The sequence below is a fragment of the Mycobacterium terramassiliense genome, from assembly GCF_900157385.1.
GTDB classification, from domain to species: Bacteria; Actinomycetota; Actinomycetes; order Mycobacteriales; family Mycobacteriaceae; genus Mycobacterium; species Mycobacterium terramassiliense.
On the sequence record NZ_LT717700.1, the window covers coordinates 1,329,146 to 1,348,111 of the forward strand.

Below are 18,966 nucleotides of genomic sequence, written 5' to 3' on the forward strand. Positions count from 1 at the left end.
CGCGGGTCACATCGCGAAGTAGACGAGCTCGCCGCCGATGATCGTGGCCGCCACCATGCCGGCGTCCAGTTCGGCCAGCGCCGTCGCCGGCGGCTCGGTCAGCACGCAAAGGTCCCCCGGCTGCCCGGCTTCAACGGTCCGCGGCCGGCCCGGCCGATCGGCGCGGCCCAGAAACATCGTCAAAGCCGTTAGGGCAGGCACACATTCGTCGGCGTTGAGGACGGCGCCGCTGGGGGTAGTGCGGTACACCGCGGCGCGCATCGCCGTCCATGGGTCGCCGTGGCCGAACGGCATGTCGGTCGAGAGGGCCACCGGAATCGCCGCGTCGAGCAGCGAGGCGACGCGCCACAGCTCGCCGTGCTCGGCGGCGGGCACGTCGGCGAGGTAGTGGTCGCCGCGCTCGGCGACGAAGTTGGGCTGTGTCACCACCGTGACCCCGAGATCCGCGAGGTCGCACAGGTTGTCGTCGGGCACCACGGCGGCGTGTTCGATGCGATCCAGCGGGTGGCTGCCGGCCGCGCGTAGGGCCGCGATGGTGACCACCAGCTGGGCGGCGGTCACGCAGTGGACGGCGACCGGTCGGCCGTCGGCGTGCTGGCCGTCGATCCAGGCCGTGAGGGAGTCCAGGTCCAGGCGGTCGTCCTGCAGGATCTTCTTGCCCGGCGACAGGAAGCTCGGCCGCGGCCGGAACTCGCCGCGCCGGTGCGCCACCACCAGCGACACCATCTCGTCCGCGGCGAGATCAGGGGTGGCGTCGGTGACGCCGGTGACACCGGACGCGGTGATGCGGCGGCTGAGTTCCGCGAGGTCGGATTCGCGCTGCTGCAGCGCGTCCGACCAGCCGCGGTCGGCGCTGCGCAGCCGCCCGTCGGGGTGTTCGGGCAGGCCGACGCGGCCCAGCGCCTCGGAGTTGAGGATCCACAGCGCGCCGCTGCGGTGCTGGATGCGCACCGGGGCGTTGCGGACGAGGGCATCAAGGGCCGTCCGGTCCAGCTCGCCGGCGACCGATTCGTGGTAGCCGACGGCGCGAATCCACCCGTCGGGACCGGGGGTGGCGTTCGAGAGCAGCTGCGTCAGCTGCTCTTTGGTGGTGACTCCAGGCGGCCCGACCAAAAAGGAGTCCAGGGCCGACGCCGCCGCCCGCACGTGCACATGGTGGTCGTGCAAACCTGGCAGGACGGTCCCGCCGCCGGCATACAACACCCCCTCCCCGCGGCCGGCGACCAAACCGTCCCCCACCTCGTCGATCTGCGCACCGACCCGGATGTCGACCGTTCTGCCGTCCAGCAAAGTGGCCCGGTGAATCAGCATGACAGGCAACGCCTTTCGGCCACCAGCCTGCGCACGGCGTCGTTGTCGGCGCCGAGTCCGGGCGCCGGTGCCGACGGCGGCGGGGCCTGCGGCGGCGGGGCCGGGTACGGTCCGACCGACGCTTCGGTCGGTAACGCCGCGTAGGTCGCGGCGACCGCGGACATGGAAACGTGGATCAACTCACCGCCGCCCCGGCCCAGCGATTCAAGCACCGCCAGGGCCGCCTCCAGCCCGGTCAGCGGATCGGCGATGGCGTCCCCGCAGAACACCGGTCCGTCGGCGGCGGTGCCCACCAGGCCGCCGGCGACGGCGGCGTCATCACCGAACGCCGGCCTGAGGTCGTCATAGCCGCTGATGCGCAACCAGATTCGGCCCGCCCGAGGCGCGATGGCGTCCGGCCCCAGCCCGCGCCGCTGAAGCGCCGCGGGCCGCGAGCCCTCGATCACGATGTCGGCGACCGCCAGCAACTCGCGCAGCTCGTCGGCACCGCCGTCGAAATCCACGCAATAGGAAAGCTTTTCGCCGTTCATCCAGTCGTAAAAGGCGGGGTTGCCATCTCGGGTGCCGTCCGGGCGGCGCGGGCTTTCCACCTTGACGACGGTCGCCCCGGCGCGCGCCAGCAGCTGCCCGCACAGCGGACCGGCCCACATCGAGGACAGATCGGCCACCAGCAGGCCGGCCGGCTCACGCGGGTGCACCCGGAAGCCCAGGTGCCGCACCTGCGGCGACGCGGCGGCGACCTCGTCCAGGGCGGCCGCGGGAATGTCGAGAAGGGCCGCCCGGGCGGTGACCGCGGATACCGGTCGCGTTGCCGCCCAGCGCCCCAGTTGCGGCCACGGGTCGGCGGCCGCCTCGTCGGCCTCCAGCAGCGCGGGCACGGCGGCGACGTCGTCGGCTCGCGACAGCGTGATGGCGCACCAGCCATCCAGGGCCGGCAGCAACCGGGTGGCGCCGCCCGCCGACACCCGGCCGCGGCGCGTCAGCCCGAGCAGCCCGGCCCGCCCGGCCAGCAGGCCGGCGGGGCTGACGGGGATACCGGTTCGACGACGGACGGCCGTGGCCACCTCCTCCGCGCGGGCCAGCACGTGCGCGCGGGAGAAGTCGGGCGGCCCGTCGGGCAGGCCGGTCAGGCTGGCCAGCCCGCTGCTACCCCAGCTGGCCTCCCACCGTGACGAAGCCGAACTCACGCCCACCATTGTGCGCGCGGCGTCCCGGCGCGACTCAGAAATGCAGCGCGCTGAACCGCCAGTCCAGCACCGCCCGGTCGGGGTCGCCCACCGCATAGACCAGCGACCGCAGCCCCAGCACCCCGCCGTGGGCGGTCGGCCGGGCGGTCTCGACATGCAGCTCGCTGTACAGGGTGTCGCCCTCGTGGACCGGGCCGGTGTGCTCGCAGGACTCCCAGCCCAGCACCGTCGTCAGATTGGGCAGCAGCCTGCCGGCCTGCGCGAGCGCCAGCCCAATGGTGTGTCCGCCGTACACCAGCCGGCGCCCGGCGGCACGCGAATCATGGTGTGTGGCTGCGATGTTCAGGGTCAGCCGGGCGAGCTCGGGCGCGCCGCTGACCACGTCGCCGGTGCTGCGCAGCACCGTGCCCGCCAGGCCGACGTCGAAATGCGGACCGGGCACCTTGGTCCGGAACACGTCGGCGTCCCAGTGCGCGGTCGGATCGTGCGGGGGGCCGGGCACGTCGGCGCCGACGGCCGAGAGGTCGTCGCCGGGCGCCCGGTCGGGATCGAAGTCCGGGCTGGCCGGCAGCATGGCGCAGCGGTAGAAGTCGAGGACCAGCCGGTCGGCCTGGTCGATGGTGATCATCCGCAGCGCGGCCATTCCCGTCGGCGCCCGGCCCGGCTTGGGCGAATTTCCCCGCAGCCCAACCACTTCCGTGCGGGTGTAGATGGTGTCGCCGACGACGGGAAAGCGGTGGAACACCAGGCCGCGGTAGAACAGGTTGGCTTTCACACGCTGGGTGGCCAGCGTCGACTGCCCGATCGCCACGTCACAGACGAGCCCCGGGTGGGCCAGCGGCCCTTGCACGCCGGTGACCGCGGTGCACAGCACGGCGTCCAGCGCCAGGCGCAGCCGGTCCCCGAGGATCGCCTGGTGGGCCGCGGCCAGACCCGGCGACAGCGTCATCGCCGGCGCCCAGTCGAACACCTGGCCCACCGAGAGATCGTCGAAGTAGGGGCCGCCCTCGCGGATTCCCGCGTACCCGTGACTAGTCACAACGCCACATGCTGGCAGGCTGTCGAATCGAGGGTCAACTGCGTGGCGATCGCGAGCGCGGCGAAGCCGGGCGAAGCGGGTCGCCACCTCAACAGTGGCGATCGCGAGCGCGGCGAAGCCGGGCGAAGCGGGTCGCCACCTCAACAGTGGCGATCGCGAGCGCGGCGAAGCCGGGCGAAGCGGGTCGCCATCTCGACAGTGGGAGGTGCGCGCAGGTGAACGACGAAGAGGACATGCTGGTCGCCACGGTGCGGGCGTTCGTCGACCGCGACGTCAAGCCCGGCGTCCGCGAGCTCGAGCACGCCAACACCTACCCCGAGGCGTGGATCGAGCAGATGAAGCGGATCGGCATCTACGGCCTGGCCATCCCCGAGGAGTACGGCGGGTCGCCGGTGTCGATGCCGTGTTATGTGCGCGTCACCGAGGAGCTGGCCCGCGGCTGGATGAGCCTGGCCGGCGCCATGGGCGGGCACACCGTGGTGGCGAAGCTGCTGACGCTGTTCGGCACCGAGGAGCAGAAGCGCGCGTACCTCCCGCCGATGGCCGGCGGCGAGCTGCGGGCCACCATGGCCCTGACGGAGCCGGGCGGCGGCTCGGACCTGCAGAACATGACGACGACCGCGCTGCCGGACGGCTCCGGTCGGTTGCGGATCAACGGTGCCAAGACCTGGATCAGCAACGCGCGCCGGGCCGGCCTGATCGCGCTGCTGTGCAAGACCGATCCCAACGCGGCGCCACGCCACAAGGGCATCTCCATCGTGCTGGTCGAACACGGGCCGGGCCTGACGGTGTCGCGGGATCTGCCCAAGCTGGGCTACAAGGGCGTGGAATCCTGCGAGCTGTCCTTCGACGATTTCACCGCACCCGAATCCGCGGTGCTGGGCGGCGCGATGGGTGAGGGCTTTTCGCAAATGATGAAGGGGCTGGAGACGGGCCGCATTCAGGTGGCGGCCCGGGCGCTGGGCGTGGCGGCCGCGGCGCTCGAGGACGCGCTGGCCTACGCGCAGCAGCGGGAGAGCTTCGGGCGCCCGATCTGGAAGCACCAGGCAATAGGTAATTACCTGGCGGACATGGCGACCAAGCTCACCGCCGCCCGTCAGCTCACCCGTCATGCCGCCGAGCGCTACGACAGCGGCGAACGCTGCGACATGGAGGCGGGGATGGCCAAACTGTTCGCCTCCGAGGCCGCGATGGAGATCGCGCTGAACGCCGTCCGCATCCACGGGGGCTACGGCTACTCCACCGAATACGACGTCGAACGCTACTTCCGCGACGCGCCGCTGATGATCGTCGGGGAGGGCACCAACGAGATCCAGCGCAACGTGATCGCGGCGCAGCTGGTCGCCCGGGGCGGGATCTGAGGCAAATCCGCCGGGTCGGCGTCCGCCCGTGCTGTATATTTGCGGGACTTCTCACACCAGCAAGGCCAAAGAGAGGCAGCTGCCATGAGTTATCCCCCTGGGCCCTACGAGGGTTCGCCGGAATGGCAGGGCCAACCGCAGCCGCCTTGGCCGGGTCAGCCGCCCCCCGGTTACCCGGCCCCGCAGCCGGGTTGGCCGGGGCAACGCGAGCCGGACAACTACCTCGTCTGGGCGATCCTGGTCACGGTCTTGTGCTGCCTCCCGTTCGGAATCGTCTCGCTTGTCTACTCCACCAGGGTCTCCGGACAGTGGGCCCAGGGGCGGTATGCCGAGGCGCAGGCCTCGGCCGACAACGCCAAGAAGTGGGCCATCATCGGCGCGGTGGTCGGTGTGGCCGCCTATGTCATCGGCGTCATCCTGTGGTTCGCCATGTTCGCCGCGATCGTCTCGTCCATCCCGTCGACGACCAGCACCACCTACTCCGGCTTCTGAGCTAGGTAAGCCCCTGGGCGCCAACATAAATCGCGTCCACCAGGCCCCACGCTCGGGCGGTATCGGCGTCGATAGCGCGCCCGGACAACACCAAATAGGCTGTGCGCCAGCGCCCGATCCGGCGGGTGACGCTCACGGTTCCGCCGGCGCCGGGGATCAGGCCGAGGCCCAGTTCGGGCAGCCCGAACACCGAATCCCCGCGCGCCTCAACCCATCCGCAGAACGCCGCCATCTCCAATCCGCTGCCCACCACCTGGCCGTGCACCTCGGCCCGGCACGCCCGGCCGAGCCGGGCGGTCAGCGCGTCGAGCGCCAGCGCGGGGCTGTGCCGGGTGCGGGCCAGGTGCGCGCTCGCGGGGTCGGCGAAGGTGCCGAATTCCGCGAGGTCTCCGCCGCTGCAGAACGATGGGCCGTTGCCGCGCAACACGATCCCGGTCACCGACGGGTCCAGCTGCGCGACGGTCAGCGCCTCGAGCAGCGCGGCGCGCGCGTCGGTGGAGAACGCGTTGTGCCGCTGCGGCCGGTTGAACGTGATGCGCAACGTGTTGTCGTCACGCCGCGCCAGCACCGGGTCGGCGAGCTCGGGCACCCCCGCCGGGCCGCGCTCGGCGAGCCAGCGCGCGAACTCCGGGCCGGCCTGCAGGGTCGAGTAGGCCAACGACTCGGTGATCACCCCGCCCAGCGCCGGGCCGCCGGGGTCGACCGAGCGCAAGACGTCGTCGCACACGGCACTGGCGTGCGGCCACCGTTCGCAGCGCCGCGTCAGCTCGGCCAGGACGTCGGCCACCGAGCCGACCGTGACGACCCGACGATCCGCACACGGTTCCTCGGTCAGCGTGAAAGTCGCTGTGTCCAGCCAATACCCGGCCACCGCGATGTCATCGGCGGCGCCGACGGCGACGATCACTCCGGGCGGGGATGAGACGCCCGTGTCGGCCTCGCTACAGACGTCGACGACCCGCATGGGTCACACCGAATACTTCTCGATCAGCCCGTTCTTGTAGAGCTTTCCGGTGTCGGTGCGCGGCAGCTGCACCTCGAAGGCGATCGACCGCGGGCATTTGTAGTGCGCCAGGCGGTCGCGCAGCCATGCGGTCAGCTCCTCGGAGAACTCATCGGTGGCGTCGGCCGGGTCGACGGTCTGCACGGCCGCCACGACGCGCTGGCCCATCTCGTCGTCGGGAACGCCGAACACGGCCGCATCCAACACCTTCGGGTGGGTGACCAGAAGGTTCTCGGTTTCCTGCGGGTAGATGTTCACGCCGCCGGAGATGATCATGTGGTGGCGCCGGTCCGTCAGGTACAGGTAGCCCTCCTCGTCGACGTAGCCGACGTCGCCGACCGTCACCCAGCCGTGCCGGTCGCGCGACGCCGCCGTTTTCGTCGGGTCGTTGAGGTATTCGAAGGAATACCCGCCCTCGAAATAGATCTCGCCGGGCTGGCCGGGTGGCAGCTCGGTTCCGTCCTCGCCGAGAATGTGGATCTGGCAGGCCATCGGCTTGCCCACCGAACCCGGGTGCGCCAGCCAGTCTTCGGCGCTGATCAGTGTCGAGCCGATCGCCTCGGAGGACGCGTAATACTCGTCGATGATCGGCCCCCACCAGTCGATCATCTGCTTCTTGATCTCCACCGGACACGGCGCGGCGGCGTGCATCACCCGCTGCAGGCTGGACAGGTCGTACGAGTCACGAACGGCAGCAGGCAATTTCAGCATGCGAGTGAACATCGCCGGCACGAACTGCCCGTGGGTGACCCGGTGCCGCTGGATGGCGTCCAGCGTGCCCTCAGGGTCGAACTTCTCCAGCACGACCGTCGTGATGCCGCCGGCCTGCGCGCTCATCGACCACACCGACGGCGCGGTGTGGTACAGCGGGGCCGGGCTCAGGTAGACCGACTCCGGGGTCATCCAGAACTCGACCAGGGCCGACATCATCCCGGGCGCCTCGGCGGGCGGTACATGCGGCAGTTCGCGTTTGATGCCCTTGGGCCGGCCGGTGGTGCCCGACGAGTACTGCAGCAGGTCCCCCTCGAGTTCGTCGTCGATGGGAGTGTCCGGTTGGCGGGCAACGCATTCGGGGTAGCGCTCCCAGCCGGGCAGGTCGCCGTCGGCGATCATCAGCAACTCGGGCAGCCCGTTCGGGAGGTGCTCGGGCAGCTGCGTGAGAGTGTCGCGCAGTGCGCCCGATCCGATGATGGCTTTGGCGTTGCTGTTGTCGACGATGTAGGCGGCCTCGGCCGCGGTCAGGTGGGTGTTGATCGGCACGTAGTACAAGCCGCTGCGGCGAGCCGCCCACATCACCGCGTGGATGTGCTCGTTGTTTTCCATCAGGATCGCGACGGTGTCCCCCTCCCGCAGGCCGGCCTGGCGGAACCGATGCGCGAGGCGATTGGCGCGGGCTTCCAGTTCGTCGAAGGTGACGACGGTGCCGGACGGGTACAGGATGACGGCCGGTTTGTCGGCGCCGACGTGGGGACGAATCTGCATGCGAGGACTGTACCGCCGCGAAAGTTGACGGGTGTTAAGTGTCCGGTCGGGGCGGAGCCACACCCGTCACAGAACCTTGGAATCTCGGCGCTCCGGCAACAGCAGCGCGCTGTCGCCGAATTCGTGCCACAGGTAGCCGTGGGTGACGGCCTCGCGGTAGGCCAGTGCGACCAGGTCCGCGCCCGCGACGGCCTCCAGCAGCAGGAGGTGCGAGGCGCCGGCGTCGTGCCACCCGGTGATCAGGCCGTCGACCACCCGGCACGGGCGGTCCGGGCCGAGCACCAGGTCGGTGCGGCCGACCGCCCGGCGCACCACGCCGGCCGGGCCGGCGGCCGACTCCAGCGCGCGGGTCACCGTGGTGCCGACGGCGATCACCCTGGCGCCGGCCGCGCGCGCCGAGTTGACCATCCGCGCGGTGGCCGCCGGCACCTCGAACAGCTCGGGGGCCGGCGGCTCGCCGGCTTCGGCCGACGACACCCCGGCGTGCAGTGTGACCGGCGCGATGCCGATGCCGACCGAGACCAGAGCGGCGACCAGTTCGGCGCTGAATGGCCTTGCCGCGCTGGGCATTTCGGCGCTGCCGGGGCGCCGGGCAAACACCGTCTGGTAATAGCGCAGCGGCCATGGCCGCGGCACGTACGCGTAGCGGATCGGCCGTCCGTGCCGGGCAAGGTAGGTGACCACCTCCCCTTCCAGGATCACCCGCGCCGCCCACAACCGCGCGCCGTCGACCTCGGGCTCGGGGTAGGACGAGACGATGACGAGCGCGGCGCCGCCCGGCAGCTCGATGCGTTCACCGGCCCGGACGTCGGTGAGGTGGCCGGCCGCGTCGCCCGCGGGCCGCAACTCCACCACCCAGGACTTTTCGGCGTGTGCCGTCGAGAAGTGCACCGCGATCGGCCGCCCGGCGCGGCGACCGTCGACCGCGGCGGGCAGGGTGGCCGAGTTGTTCACCACGAGCAGGTCACCCGGTCGCAGGTGATCTCCGAGGTCGGCAAAGCGCGCGTGGGCGACCCGGCCCGGGCGGGCGACCAGCAGCCGAACCGCGTCGCGGGCCACGCCGTGCGCCTCGGGCGGCTCGACCGCGTCGGAGCCCGGGGGGCGGCGAAAGTGCGTCCGCGGGCGCACCGCGGCGGTCATGAGCGCGCCCCGGACACCACCGAATCGGCGGCGCGGTAGCGGCCCGCGGGCGGCCGGGTATCCAGCAGGTGCAGCAGCGCCGGGACTTTCGCTTCCGGCTCGGCGCGGTCGGAGATGTCCTCTCCGGGGAAGGCGGCCTGGTGCATTTCGGTGCGCATGTCGCCCGGATCGAAGGCGTACACCGCCACCGCTGGGACCTCCGCGGCCAGGATGGCCGACAGCTGATCCAGCGCGGCCTTCGACGAGCCGTACCCACCCCAGCCCGGGTACGGCTCGAGGGCGGCGTCGGAGGTGACGTTGACGATCGTCCCCGCGTTCGCGGTGAGCGCGGGCAGCGCCGCGCGGATCAACGCCAGCGGGGCGAACACGTTGGCCTCGTACACCGCCCGCAACTCGTCGGGCGGGTAGTCGGCGAGCGCCGGCTGCGGGCTGGGCCCCAGCCTGCTGGCGTTGTTCACCAGCAGCCGAAGCGGTCCGGCGCCGGTCGCGGCGGAAACCAGCGCGCCGCGATGCGACGCGTCGGTGACGTCACCGGGCAACGGGATCAGCCGGCCCGAATTCAGTTCGGCGACAGTGGATTTGAGGTCTGAGCCACGGCGGGCGTCGACGACGACGGTCCACCCCCGGTCGAGCAGCGCGGCGGTCAACGCCTTCCCGAACCCGCGGGAGGCGCCGGTGACGATGGCGACGTGAGATTGAGTCATACGCCCATACTGATAGTTAAAGTAAACTTCAAGTCAAGTACTCGATTCGAATCCGGAGATGGCCAGATGGACAAGCGGGATCTGTTCTCCGTCAGCGAGATCGCGCGGCGCAGCGGTTTTGCCGCCTCGGCGATCCGGTTCTACGAGGGCCAAGGCCTGATCACGGCGACTCGGAGTTCGGGCGGTCAGCGCCGATTCGAACGCCAGATGCTGCGGCGGCTGGCCTTCATCAAGGCCGCCCGAAACGTGGGCCTGAGCCTGGACGAGATCGCTGCCGCACTCGCCGCACTCCCGGACGGCCGCACCCCCACCCGGGCCGACTGGGCCCGGCTGTCCCGGGCGTGGCGCGCGCGACTCGATGACCAGATCGCCGGGCTGATCGCGTTGCGGGACAACCTCGACTCGTGCATCGGCTGCGGCTGCCTGTCACTGAAGCGCTGCGCCATCTCCAACCCGGGCGACGTGGCGGCGGGCGCCGGGGCGGGCGCGGTGTACCTGCCGAAGTCGTTGCGGCGGCAGGCGATCGGCGGCTAGCTCGACTCGGCGAGCCGCTGCTTGAGCGCCTCGAACTCGTCCCTGACGCCGGTAGGCAGCTTGTCACCGACGAACTCGAACCACTCCTCGATCAGCGGCAGTTCCTGGCGCCACTCGTCGGCGTTGACCGCCAGAGCCCGCTCGACGTCGGCGCCGTCCACGTCGAGGCCGTCGAGGTCCAGGTCCTTGGCGGTAGGCACGATGCCGATCGGCGTCTCCTGCCCGCCGGCCCGGTGCTCGATGCGGTCGACGATCCACTTCAGCACCCGGCTGTTCTCGCCGAAGCCCGGCCACAGGAATTGACCCTCGTCGCCGCGGCGGAACCAGTTGACGAAGAACACCTTCGGCAGCTTGGACTCGTCGGAATTCTTGCCCAGGTCGAGCCAGTGCTGGAAGTAGTCGCCCACGTGGTAGCCCAGGAAAGGCAGCATGGCCATCGGGTCGCGGCGCACCGTGCCGACCTTGCCCTCGGCGGCGGCCGTCTGCTCACTGCCCATGGTGGCCCCCATGAACACGCCGTGCTGCCAGTCGCGCGCCTCGGTCACCAGCGGCACCGTGGTCTTGCGGCGGGCGCCGAACAGGATGCCCGAGATCGGCACGCCCTGCGGGTCGTCCCACTCCGGGGCCAGGATCGGGCACTGCGACATCGGGGTGCAGTAGCGCGAGTTCGGGTGCGCCGCCTTGGTTTCCGTTTCGCGGATGTACCAGTCGTTGCCCTTCCAGTCGATCAGGTGATCCGGCTCGCCCTCGAGGCCCTCCCACCACACCTCGTCGTCGTCGGTGAGCGCGACGTTGGTGAACACGGTGTTGCCCGCGGCGATCGTGCGCATGGCGTTGGGGTTGGACTTCCAGTTGGTGCCCGGCGCCACGCCGAAGAAGCCGAACTCCGGGTTGACCGCGTAGAGCCGGCCGTCCTTGCCGAAACGCATCCAGGCGATGTCGTCGCCGAGGGTCTCGGCGCGCCAGCCTTCGATGGTGGGCTGCAGCATGGCCAGGTTGGTCTTGCCGCACGCCGACGGGAACGCCGCGGCGAAGTAGTACGCCTTGTTCTCCGGCGAGATCAGCTTGAGGATCAGCATGTGCTCGGCGAGCCAGCCCTCGTCGTGGGCCATGGCCGACGCGATGCGCAGCGAGTAGCACTTCTTGCCCAGCAGGGCGTTGCCGCCGTAGCCGGAGCCGTAGCTCATGATCTCGCGGGTTTCCGGGAAGTGCGTGATGTATTTGGTCTCGTTGCAGGGCCACGGCACGTCCTTCTGGCCCGGCTCGAGCGGCGCCCCCACCGAGTGCAGCGCCTTGACGAAGAACCCGTCGTCGCCGATCTTGTCCAGGGCGGCCTTGCCCATCCGGGTCATCACCTTCATGGAGACGACGACGTACTCGGAGTCGGTGATCTCCACGCCCAGCTTGGGGTCCTCGGCGCCGAGCGGGCCCATGCAGAACGGGACCACATACATGGTGCGGCCGCGCATGCAGCCGCGGTACAGGTCGCTCAGGGTGGAGCGCATCTTGGCGGGGTCCATCCAGTTGTTGGTCGGCCCGGCGTCGATCTCGCGCTCCGAGCAGATGAAGGTCCGCGACTCCACCCGCGCCACGTCGGACGGATCCGACAGCGCCAGGAAGGAGTTCGGGTACTCCTTGGGGTTGAGCCGCTTGAATGTGCCCGCCTCGACGAGCTGATCAGTCAGCCGCTTCCACTCCTCGTCGGAGCCGTCAGCGAACACCACCCGGTCGGGCTGGGTGAGCTCGGCAACCTCCTCCACCCAGGCCAGCAGGCCGGGGTGATTGGTGGGTGCGCTGTCCAGACCGGGAATGGTCGCTGAAGTCATCGAACTCTCCTGAATTCTTCTGCCTGCTAACCGGCATCTCTCGCTTGCGTACGCATTGCATATGTCGGCGCCCACACAACTGTTTACATGGTGGCGTTAACTACAGGTTATCGTGATCCACTTGTCGGGGAGGTCTCGGGCGGGTATAAGCCTTCTCACTACAACGATTCAGAAACAGGGTCCAACGTCACCCGGGATCGCCACTTTCGCTCCTTGAAACTGATTGGTCGGTATTGCCCTCGGGTTGGGATGTACCCGGTTCGGCCAGTTCTGCACGCACGGCGTCCAGCGCGGCCTGCACGGTGGGCATCTCCCGGTCCCGCGCCGCCGCGGCCCGCGCCGCCGCGATGGCGTGCTCACGCAGCTCGCTGTCGATGGCGCTGACCTGCTCGGCCACGTGCGCGTTCTCGGCCTCGTCGCGCGCGACCAGCGCGGTGCTCAGTAGCGATTCGGCGACCAGCACGCGGGTGGCGACCAGCTCCTCCACCGCCGACTGCAGCGACGCCGTGATCTCGCCCGCCCAGCGGTCCAGCAACGCCCGGTCCCGCAGCAGGCCGCGGATGTGGACGACCACGAACGTGACCGCCAGCCCGACGGCGACGCACCCCGCAGCCCCCGCGGCGGCCAGGGCGGGGCTCAGCCGGGAAGTCAGCCCGCCCACCAGCCGGCCGAGCGTGAGCGCCACGCCGAGGCCGAACGCGGCGCCGAGCAGCATCAGCAGCCACGTCTCCTGCCGCCGGGATTTCAACGGTGGCGGCGGGGCCTCGACCGCCGGCAGTTTCTCCTCGGCGTCGCCGAAGGCGGGCAGCGCCGCCGACACGCCCAGCACCTGCGCGACGTCGGCCAGCTGGGTGGCGGTTCCCTGGCTCACCTCGGCCACCACCTCGCCGACCCGCCCGCGCGCGTACGCCTCGAAGCCCGGCATCTCCCGCCGGGACAACCCCGCCGCGTCTTCCTGCAACTCGCCGCGCACCGACGAACAGCGGTTGCGTGCGAAGTAGGACAACTGCACCCGGGCCTGCTGAATCTGGCCGCGCAGCGTGATGGTGCGCTCCGTTTTGGACTGCCGCCGCTGCCGCAGGGCCGTGCCGCGCTCCTCGCGCAGCGCGTCCACCCGGGCCCGCCGGCCGGCGCCCTCGGCGTCGCGGTCGAACCGCCGGATCACCGTCTGCAGCCGGGATTCCCAGGCGCGCAACCTGTTTCGCCGTGGAATGTCGGCGTCGGCGAGTTGCGCCGCGACGGTCTGCGCCAAGTCATCGACGTCCGGGTCGCCGAGGTCGGGCAGGGCGGCCGCACCGACCCACGGCACCCGGCCGTAGCGCGGCGCATGCGCGGCCAGGATGTCGCGGTTGGCGGCCACCACGTCGCGCCAGTTGCGGTGGACGTCGATCTTGGACACCACGCCGACGACGACGTCGGTGTGCTCGGCGGCGGCATCGAGCAGCGCGCAGTCGGAGGCGGTCAGCTGCGCCGCCGCGGACACCACGAACACCACCGCGGTCGGCGCGTCACCGGGTCCCAGGTCGCTCGACTCGACGAACTTGTGGTGAGACAGCCGTTCGCGCAGCGCCCCGACCACCGCGGTGACGCCGGCCAGCCAGGGGCCCGTCACCAACACGACGTCGCGGCGGTTGACGGCCGGCGGATCCAGCCGGGGACCGATCGTCGTCACCAGCGCGTCGACCTGGGCGGCCGGGTCCTCGCCGCTCAATAGGACCCCCCGGACAGCGAGCCACCGGCGCGTGACCACAGCCGGAGCGATCCGCGGGCGATGTCCGCGGCACACGCGCGCTGCAACTCGCTCACCGGGCCCCGGCCGTAGCGCTGCCAGCGCACCGCGCGCGACAGATGCGCGGTCCGATCAGCGCCGGGCTCCAGCCCGGCGGCGGCGACGTCGACGGCGGCCGCCATGCGCGCGAGCACCGTGTCGTCGCAGGTGAGGAAGCCACTGATCGCCGCGCCGGTGCGGCCTCGGGCCACCGCCAGGGCCTCCAGCTCGGTGACGGCCCGCAGCACCCGCCGATAGCGCACCCCGGCCCCGAGGACCGAGAGCCTCGTCAGGACGGCGTCGACGCCGCTGACGCGGCGCAACAGGGCGCGGACCTGCGCGGGTGTCGCGTCCCGCCGGGCCGCCGCGATCCCGAGCGCGGTGCCGAGCAGGTCCAGCGTGTCCAGCAGGCGCAGCCGCAGCGCGGACGGCACCGCCACCTCCGCGGCCAGGAAGCCGGCGAACGAGCCGTCGAGGCAGGTGGCGCCGCCCGGATCGGCGGCCAGCGCCCGCAGCGCCGCCCACAGCGCGCCATCCAGGTCCCGCGCGGCGGCCAGCGCGAGCAATCCGCTCATCGGCTCCACCGGCGCCCCCGCGAGCGCGGACAGCTCGGCGCAGCGTGAACGCGCCGCCGCCAGGGGGCCGGCACCGGACCGGCCGGACAGCGAACCGGTCAGGTCGGCCTTGTTGAGCACCGCCAACACCGGGCGCGCGGCGGCGGCGATCGCCTCGGTGTCCTCGGGCTTGATCACCTCGGCGGTGACGTAGACGTCAAGGTCGGCGGTGTCGGTCACCCCCGTCGCCGCGGTGATGCCGTGCGCGCCCCCGGCGAGGTCGAGGGCGCGCGCCACCGAGCGGCGACCGACCCCGCGGCGCCCGCGGACGGCCACGCGCAGCGGCGCGGCGCACCGTTCGGCGGCCGCCGTCAGGCGCGGGTCGGCGTGGCCGACGGCGAAGCGCCGCAGCTCGTCGACGAATATGTGGTATCCCCGTCCCGTCATTCCTGCCCGTTCCATCCGATGGGCGTCCGTTTGCCGAGCGGCCAATTTGGTCCCACCGAATGGTGGCATCTACGTCACCGAGATGCGAGCCACCGGGCTGCTACCAGCCGAAGGCAACTGTTGGGTATCAATCTGGATCAGGGGCGGCTACATCGGCGGTTCATGGGCCACGATGGACAAATGCATGCGCAACCCGGGGTCGGGACGTGTCCCGGCGCGCCGGTGGGAGTGGAGGCTGTCCTGGAGGCAGGAGGGGGAGCGGTCCCGGAACCGCCCGATTCGGACCGCACCGACCGGCGCCACCTTCCGGCCACCAGCTTTCGCTCGCGGCGTTCCGCGCTGTCGGGGGGCCAGCGCGAGACGTGGGAGCGGCTGTGGCCGCAATTGGGCATCGCTGTCGGCGCCGACCCGTCGGCGGCGCCCCGGCCCACGGAGCCGCTGGACACCCACGCGTGGTTCGGGCGTGAGGCGCCCTTGGTGCTCGAAATCGGTTGCGGTAGTGGCACATCCACCCTAGCGATGGCCAAGGAAGAGCCCCACATCGACGTGATCGCCGTGGAGATCTACCGGCGGGGCCTGGCCCAGCTGCTGTGCGCGATCGACCGCGAGCAGGTTGACAACGTCAGGTTGATCCGGGGCAACGCGATCGAGGTGCTGGACCGCCTGATCGCGCCGGGCTCGCTGACCGGGGTGCGCGTCTTCTTTCCCGACCCGTGGCCCAAGGCCCGGCACCACAAGCGCCGGTTTCTGCAGCCGGGCACGATTGGTCTGATCGCCGACCGGTTACTCCCCGGTGGTGTCCTGCACGCCGCGACGGACCACCCGGGTTACGCCGAGCAGATCGCCGAGGTCGGCGATGCCGAACCCCGGCTGCGACGCGTCGGGCCGGGCAGCCCGTTGCCGATCTCGGTCGTGCGCCCCACCACCAAGTACGAAACCAAGGCCCAAGAAGCGGGCAGCGTCGTGAACGAATTCATCTGGATAAAGGCTGAACAAGGCCGGACAAGGCCGGAAAAGACGACGACATGAGCCTGACAGAAGAGACCACAGCGGCCGAACAAGCGCCCCTGGACGCACCGGCGGTTCTGTCCGCGGAGGGCCTGAGCAGCTTCCAACCACCGGCGGGACGGGTCCTGCTGGTCTGGGACGCTCCCAACCTCGACATGGGCCTGGGCTCCATCTTGGGCCGCCGCCCGACGGCCCTGGAGCGCCCGCGTTTCGACGCCCTCGGCCGCTGGCTGCTGGCGCGCACCGCGGAGGTCAGCGCCGGTCGCCCCGGCGTCGTGATCGAACCCGAGGCCACCGTGTTCACCAACATCGCGCCGGGCAGCGCCGACGTCGTCCGGCCGTGGGTGGACGCGCTGCGCAACGTGGGCTTCGCCGTCTTCGCCAAGCCGAAGATCGACGAGGACAGCGACGTTGACCACGACATGCTCGCCCACATCGCGCAGCGGCACCAGGAGGGGCTGGCGGCGCTGGTGGTGGCCTCGGCCGACGGCCAGGCCTTCCGGCAACCGCTGGAGGAAATCTCGCAAACCGGGGTATCCGTCCAAGTGATCGGATTTCGCGAACACGCGAGTTGGGCGCTAGCGTCGGATACCTTGGACTTCGTCGACCTGGAAGACATCGCCGGTGTTTTCCGGGAACCGTTGCCACGGATCGGTCTAGATTCGCTGCCTGATCAGGGGGCTTGGCTGCAGCCGTTCCGGCCGCTGTCCGCCCTGTTGACCACGCGTGTGTGAGACTGGAAAACAATGCGCGGGTCGCTAGCGATCCAGTAAGGAGCTTACGTGTTCGCCTGGTGGGGTCGAACCGTGTACCGCTACCGGTACATAGTGATCGGGGTCATGGTGGCCCTGTGCCTCGGCGGCGGCGTCTTCGGCATGAGCCTGGGCAAGCACGTCACGCAGAGCGGTTACTACGACGAGGGCAGCCAGTCCGTGAAGGCCTCGGTGCTGGGCGACCAGACCTACGGCCGCGACCGAACCAGCCACATCGTCGCCACGTTCACCGCTCCAGACGGCAAGACCGTCGACGACCCGGCGTGGCGCGACAAAGTCGTCGCCGAGCTCAACAAGTTCAAGAACGACCATCCCGACCAGGTCGTCGGGTGGGCCGGCTGGCTGGCCCTGTCGGACCCCGCCGACGCGCCGCCGCTGATCAAGGGGATGGCCACCGAGGACAAGAAGCACACCTTCGTCAGCATCCCCCTGAAGGGCAATGACGACGACACCATCCTCAACAACTACAAGGCGATCGCGCCCGATCTGCAGAAGCTCGACGGCGGCACCGTAGAGCTCGCCGGCCTGGAGCCGATCGCCAACGCATTGACCGGCACCATCGCCACCGACCAGCGCCGCATGGAGGTGCTCGCGCTGCCACTGGTGACGGTGGTGCTGTTCCTGGTGTTCGGCGGCGCGGTCGCCGCGGGCCTACCGGCCATCGTGGGCGGGCTCAGCATCGCAGGCGCGTTGGGCATCCTGCGGTTCGCCGCCATGTTCGGGCCGGTGCACTTCTTCGCCCAGCCGGTGGTCTCGCTGATCGGTCTGGGTATCGCCATCGACTACGGGCTGTTCGTGGTGAGCCGGTTCCGGGAAGAGATCGCCGAGGGCTACGACACCGAGGCCGCCGTGCGGCGTACCGTCATGACGGCCGGTCGCACCGTCACCTTCTCGGCGGTGCTGATCATCGCCTCGAGCGCCAGCCTGCTGGTGCTGCCGCAGGGTTTCGTGCATTCGCTGGTCTACGCGATCTTCGCCGCGGTGGGCCTCGCGGCGCTGCTGTCCATCACGTTGCTGCCGGCCTGCCTGGGCATCCTCGGCCGCCACGTCGACGCCTTGGGCGTGCGGACCGCGTTCCGCGTTCCGTTCCTGCGGAACTGGAAGGTGTCGCGCGCCTACCTCAACTGGCTCGCGGACCGGCTGCAGAAGACCAAGACCCGGGAAGAGGTCGAGGCCGGGTTCTGGGGCAAGCTGGTCAACTTCGTGATGAAGCGGCCGCTGGCGTTCGCCATCCCGATCGCCGTCGGCATGATCCTGCTGGTCATCCCGCTGGGCAACCTGTCGTTCGGTGGCATGAGCGAGAAGTACCTGCCGCCCAACAACCCCGTCCGCCTGGCGCAGGAGCACTTCGACAAGCTCTTCCCCGGTTACCGGACCGAGCAACTGACCGTGGTGATCAAGAGTGACAACGGCAGCAAGGTCACCGACCAGCAGGTTGCCGATATCCGCAACAGAATCGCGCCGATCACCGGATTCACCGACAAGGTCTGGCAGGAGCGGGCGTGCCCCACCATCGCCGGCAACCCCTGCGTCAACGGCCCGAACGGGACGACACAGCCCAAAGACGACTCCGTGCGGGTGATCCAGAACGGCCTGTCCAATCGCAATGACGCCGCCAAGAAGATCGGCGAACTGCGGGCGATAAGCCCCCCGAAGGGGCTCAGCCTCCTGGTCGGCGGCACGCCGGCCCTCGAGCAGGACAGCATCCAAAGCTTGTTCGACAGGGCTCCCCTGATGCTGGTCCTGTTGCTGAGCGCCACCATGCTGTTGATGTTCCTCGCGTTCGGGTCGGTGGTGTTGCCGATCAAGGCGACGGTGATGAGTGCTCTGACGCTCGGGTCCACGCTGGGCATTCTCACGTGGATATTCGTCGACGGGCACTTCTCCACGTGGCTGAACTTCACACCGACACCGCTCATGGTGGTGCTGATCGCGCTGGTCGTCGCCGTGGGTTTCGGCCTCGCCACCGATTACGAGGTGTTCCTGGTGTCCCGGATGGTCGAGGCCCGCGAACGCGGCATGTCCACCGCCGAGGCCATCCGGATCGGCACCGCCACCACCGGGCGCCTGATCACGGCAGCCGCGCTGGTCCTCGCCGTGGTGGCCGGTTCATTCGTGTTCTCCGACCTCGTGCTGATGAAGTACCTGGCCTTCGGGTTGATGGCCGCGCTGCTGCTGGACGCGACCGTGGTGCGCATGTTCCTGGTGCCCTCGGTGATGAAGCTGCTCGGCGACGACTGCTGGTGGGCCCCCCGCTGGGCCCGGCGCCTGCAGGACCGGCTCGGGCTGGGCGAGATCGACCTCCCCGACGAGCGCAAGCGGCCCACCCTCAACGGG

At 70.4% G+C, this 18,966-nt stretch carries 16 protein-coding genes; 6 read left to right on the forward strand and 10 right to left on the reverse strand.

Going from position 1 to position 18,966, the window contains the following annotated elements; all coding sequences use genetic code 11:
* Positions 1–6: 6 nt before the first annotated feature.
* Genes MTAB308_RS14535 through MTAB308_RS14545 form a run of 3 tightly spaced genes read right to left on the reverse strand, consistent with a single transcriptional unit; the run spans position 7 to position 3,537 of the window.
* Positions 7–1,311, reverse strand: coding sequence for an amidohydrolase family protein (locus tag MTAB308_RS14535; RefSeq protein WP_077100030.1), 1,305 nt, complete (start codon positions 1,309–1,311; stop codon positions 7–9).
* The gene (locus MTAB308_RS14540; RefSeq protein WP_077100031.1) at positions 1,305–2,507 is read right to left on the reverse strand and encodes a CoA transferase; all 1,203 of its coding nucleotides are present in this window, start codon (positions 2,505–2,507) and stop codon (positions 1,305–1,307) included. Before MTAB308_RS14540 ends, MTAB308_RS14535 begins: the two co-directional genes overlap by 7 nt.
* Before the next feature lie 25 nt (positions 2,508–2,532).
* Positions 2,533–3,537: a MaoC family dehydratase gene (locus MTAB308_RS14545; RefSeq protein ID WP_077100032.1), complete on the reverse strand. Its 1,005-nt coding sequence runs from the start codon at positions 3,535–3,537 to the stop codon at positions 2,533–2,535.
* Positions 3,538–3,770: 233 nt separating this feature from the next.
* On the opposite strand from MTAB308_RS14545, the gene MTAB308_RS14550 reads away from it, so the two are divergent.
* Both MTAB308_RS14550 and MTAB308_RS14555 read left to right on the forward strand, forming a co-directional pair.
* Complete coding sequence (locus MTAB308_RS14550) at positions 3,771–4,898, forward strand: acyl-CoA dehydrogenase family protein (protein WP_108637321.1); 1,128 nt, start codon at positions 3,771–3,773, stop codon at positions 4,896–4,898.
* A gap of 84 nt (positions 4,899–4,982) precedes the next feature.
* Entirely contained in the window at positions 4,983–5,390 is a 408-nt protein-coding gene (locus MTAB308_RS14555) for a CD225/dispanin family protein (protein WP_066917404.1), read from the forward strand.
* A 1-nt stretch (position 5,391) separates the two neighbouring features.
* Here the strand turns inward: MTAB308_RS14555 and MTAB308_RS14560 are convergent, their stop codons facing one another.
* The 4 genes from MTAB308_RS14560 to MTAB308_RS14575 all read right to left on the reverse strand — a co-directional run bounded on the left by MTAB308_RS14560 (position 5,392) and on the right by MTAB308_RS14575 (position 9,719).
* Positions 5,392–6,354 carry an enoyl-CoA hydratase/isomerase family protein gene (locus MTAB308_RS14560; RefSeq protein ID WP_077100034.1) on the reverse strand — a complete coding sequence of 321 codons (963 nt, stop codon included), beginning with the start codon at positions 6,352–6,354 and terminating at the stop codon, positions 5,392–5,394.
* 3 nt (positions 6,355–6,357) lie between these two features.
* The gene (fadD4, locus tag MTAB308_RS14565; protein ID WP_077100035.1) at positions 6,358–7,875 is read right to left on the reverse strand and encodes a fatty-acid--CoA ligase FadD4; all 1,518 of its coding nucleotides are present in this window, start codon (positions 7,873–7,875) and stop codon (positions 6,358–6,360) included.
* Positions 7,876–7,941: 66 nt separating this feature from the next.
* Positions 7,942–9,015, reverse strand: a complete 1,074-nt coding sequence (locus MTAB308_RS14570; RefSeq protein ID WP_083746528.1) for an S-adenosylmethionine:tRNA ribosyltransferase-isomerase — start codon at positions 9,013–9,015, stop codon at positions 7,942–7,944.
* The gene (locus MTAB308_RS14575; RefSeq protein ID WP_077100036.1) at positions 9,012–9,719 is read right to left on the reverse strand and encodes an SDR family oxidoreductase; all 708 of its coding nucleotides are present in this window, start codon (positions 9,717–9,719) and stop codon (positions 9,012–9,014) included. The genes MTAB308_RS14570 and MTAB308_RS14575 overlap by 4 nt, the downstream gene beginning before the upstream one ends.
* A gap of 66 nt (positions 9,720–9,785) precedes the next feature.
* Here MTAB308_RS14575 and soxR point away from each other — a divergent pair, with 66 nt between their 5' ends.
* Positions 9,786–10,253: a redox-sensitive transcriptional activator SoxR gene (gene soxR / locus MTAB308_RS14580; RefSeq protein ID WP_077100037.1), complete on the forward strand. Its 468-nt coding sequence runs from the start codon at positions 9,786–9,788 to the stop codon at positions 10,251–10,253.
* Here soxR and MTAB308_RS14585 read toward each other — a convergent pair.
* The 3 genes from MTAB308_RS14585 to MTAB308_RS14595 form a co-directional block, all read right to left on the reverse strand.
* Positions 10,250–12,079, reverse strand: coding sequence for a phosphoenolpyruvate carboxykinase (GTP) (locus tag MTAB308_RS14585; protein WP_077100038.1), 1,830 nt, complete (start codon positions 12,077–12,079; stop codon positions 10,250–10,252). The two genes, soxR and MTAB308_RS14585, sit on opposite strands and share 4 nt — an antisense overlap.
* A 187-nt stretch (positions 12,080–12,266) precedes the next feature.
* Positions 12,267–13,790 carry a hypothetical protein gene (locus tag MTAB308_RS14590; protein ID WP_077100210.1) on the reverse strand — a complete coding sequence of 508 codons (1,524 nt, stop codon included), beginning with the start codon at positions 13,788–13,790 and terminating at the stop codon, positions 12,267–12,269.
* Positions 13,787–14,848: a hypothetical protein gene (locus tag MTAB308_RS14595; RefSeq protein ID WP_077100039.1), complete on the reverse strand. Its 1,062-nt coding sequence runs from the start codon at positions 14,846–14,848 to the stop codon at positions 13,787–13,789. The genes MTAB308_RS14590 and MTAB308_RS14595 overlap by 4 nt, the downstream gene beginning before the upstream one ends.
* 120 nt (positions 14,849–14,968) lie before the next feature.
* On the opposite strand from MTAB308_RS14595, the gene trmB reads away from it, so the two are divergent.
* The 3 genes from trmB to mmpL3 form a co-directional block, all read left to right on the forward strand.
* Positions 14,969–15,877, forward strand: coding sequence for a tRNA (guanosine(46)-N7)-methyltransferase TrmB (trmB, locus tag MTAB308_RS14600; protein ID WP_425436264.1), 909 nt, complete (start codon positions 14,969–14,971; stop codon positions 15,875–15,877).
* Positions 15,874–16,590, forward strand: a complete 717-nt coding sequence (locus tag MTAB308_RS14605; protein ID WP_077100041.1) for an NYN domain-containing protein — start codon at positions 15,874–15,876, stop codon at positions 16,588–16,590. The genes trmB and MTAB308_RS14605 overlap by 4 nt, the downstream gene beginning before the upstream one ends.
* 48 nt (positions 16,591–16,638) lie before the next feature.
* Positions 16,639–18,966 (forward strand): trehalose monomycolate exporter MmpL3 (gene mmpL3, locus MTAB308_RS14610; RefSeq protein ID WP_077100211.1); only part of this gene is annotated, 2,328 nt, incomplete at its 3' end.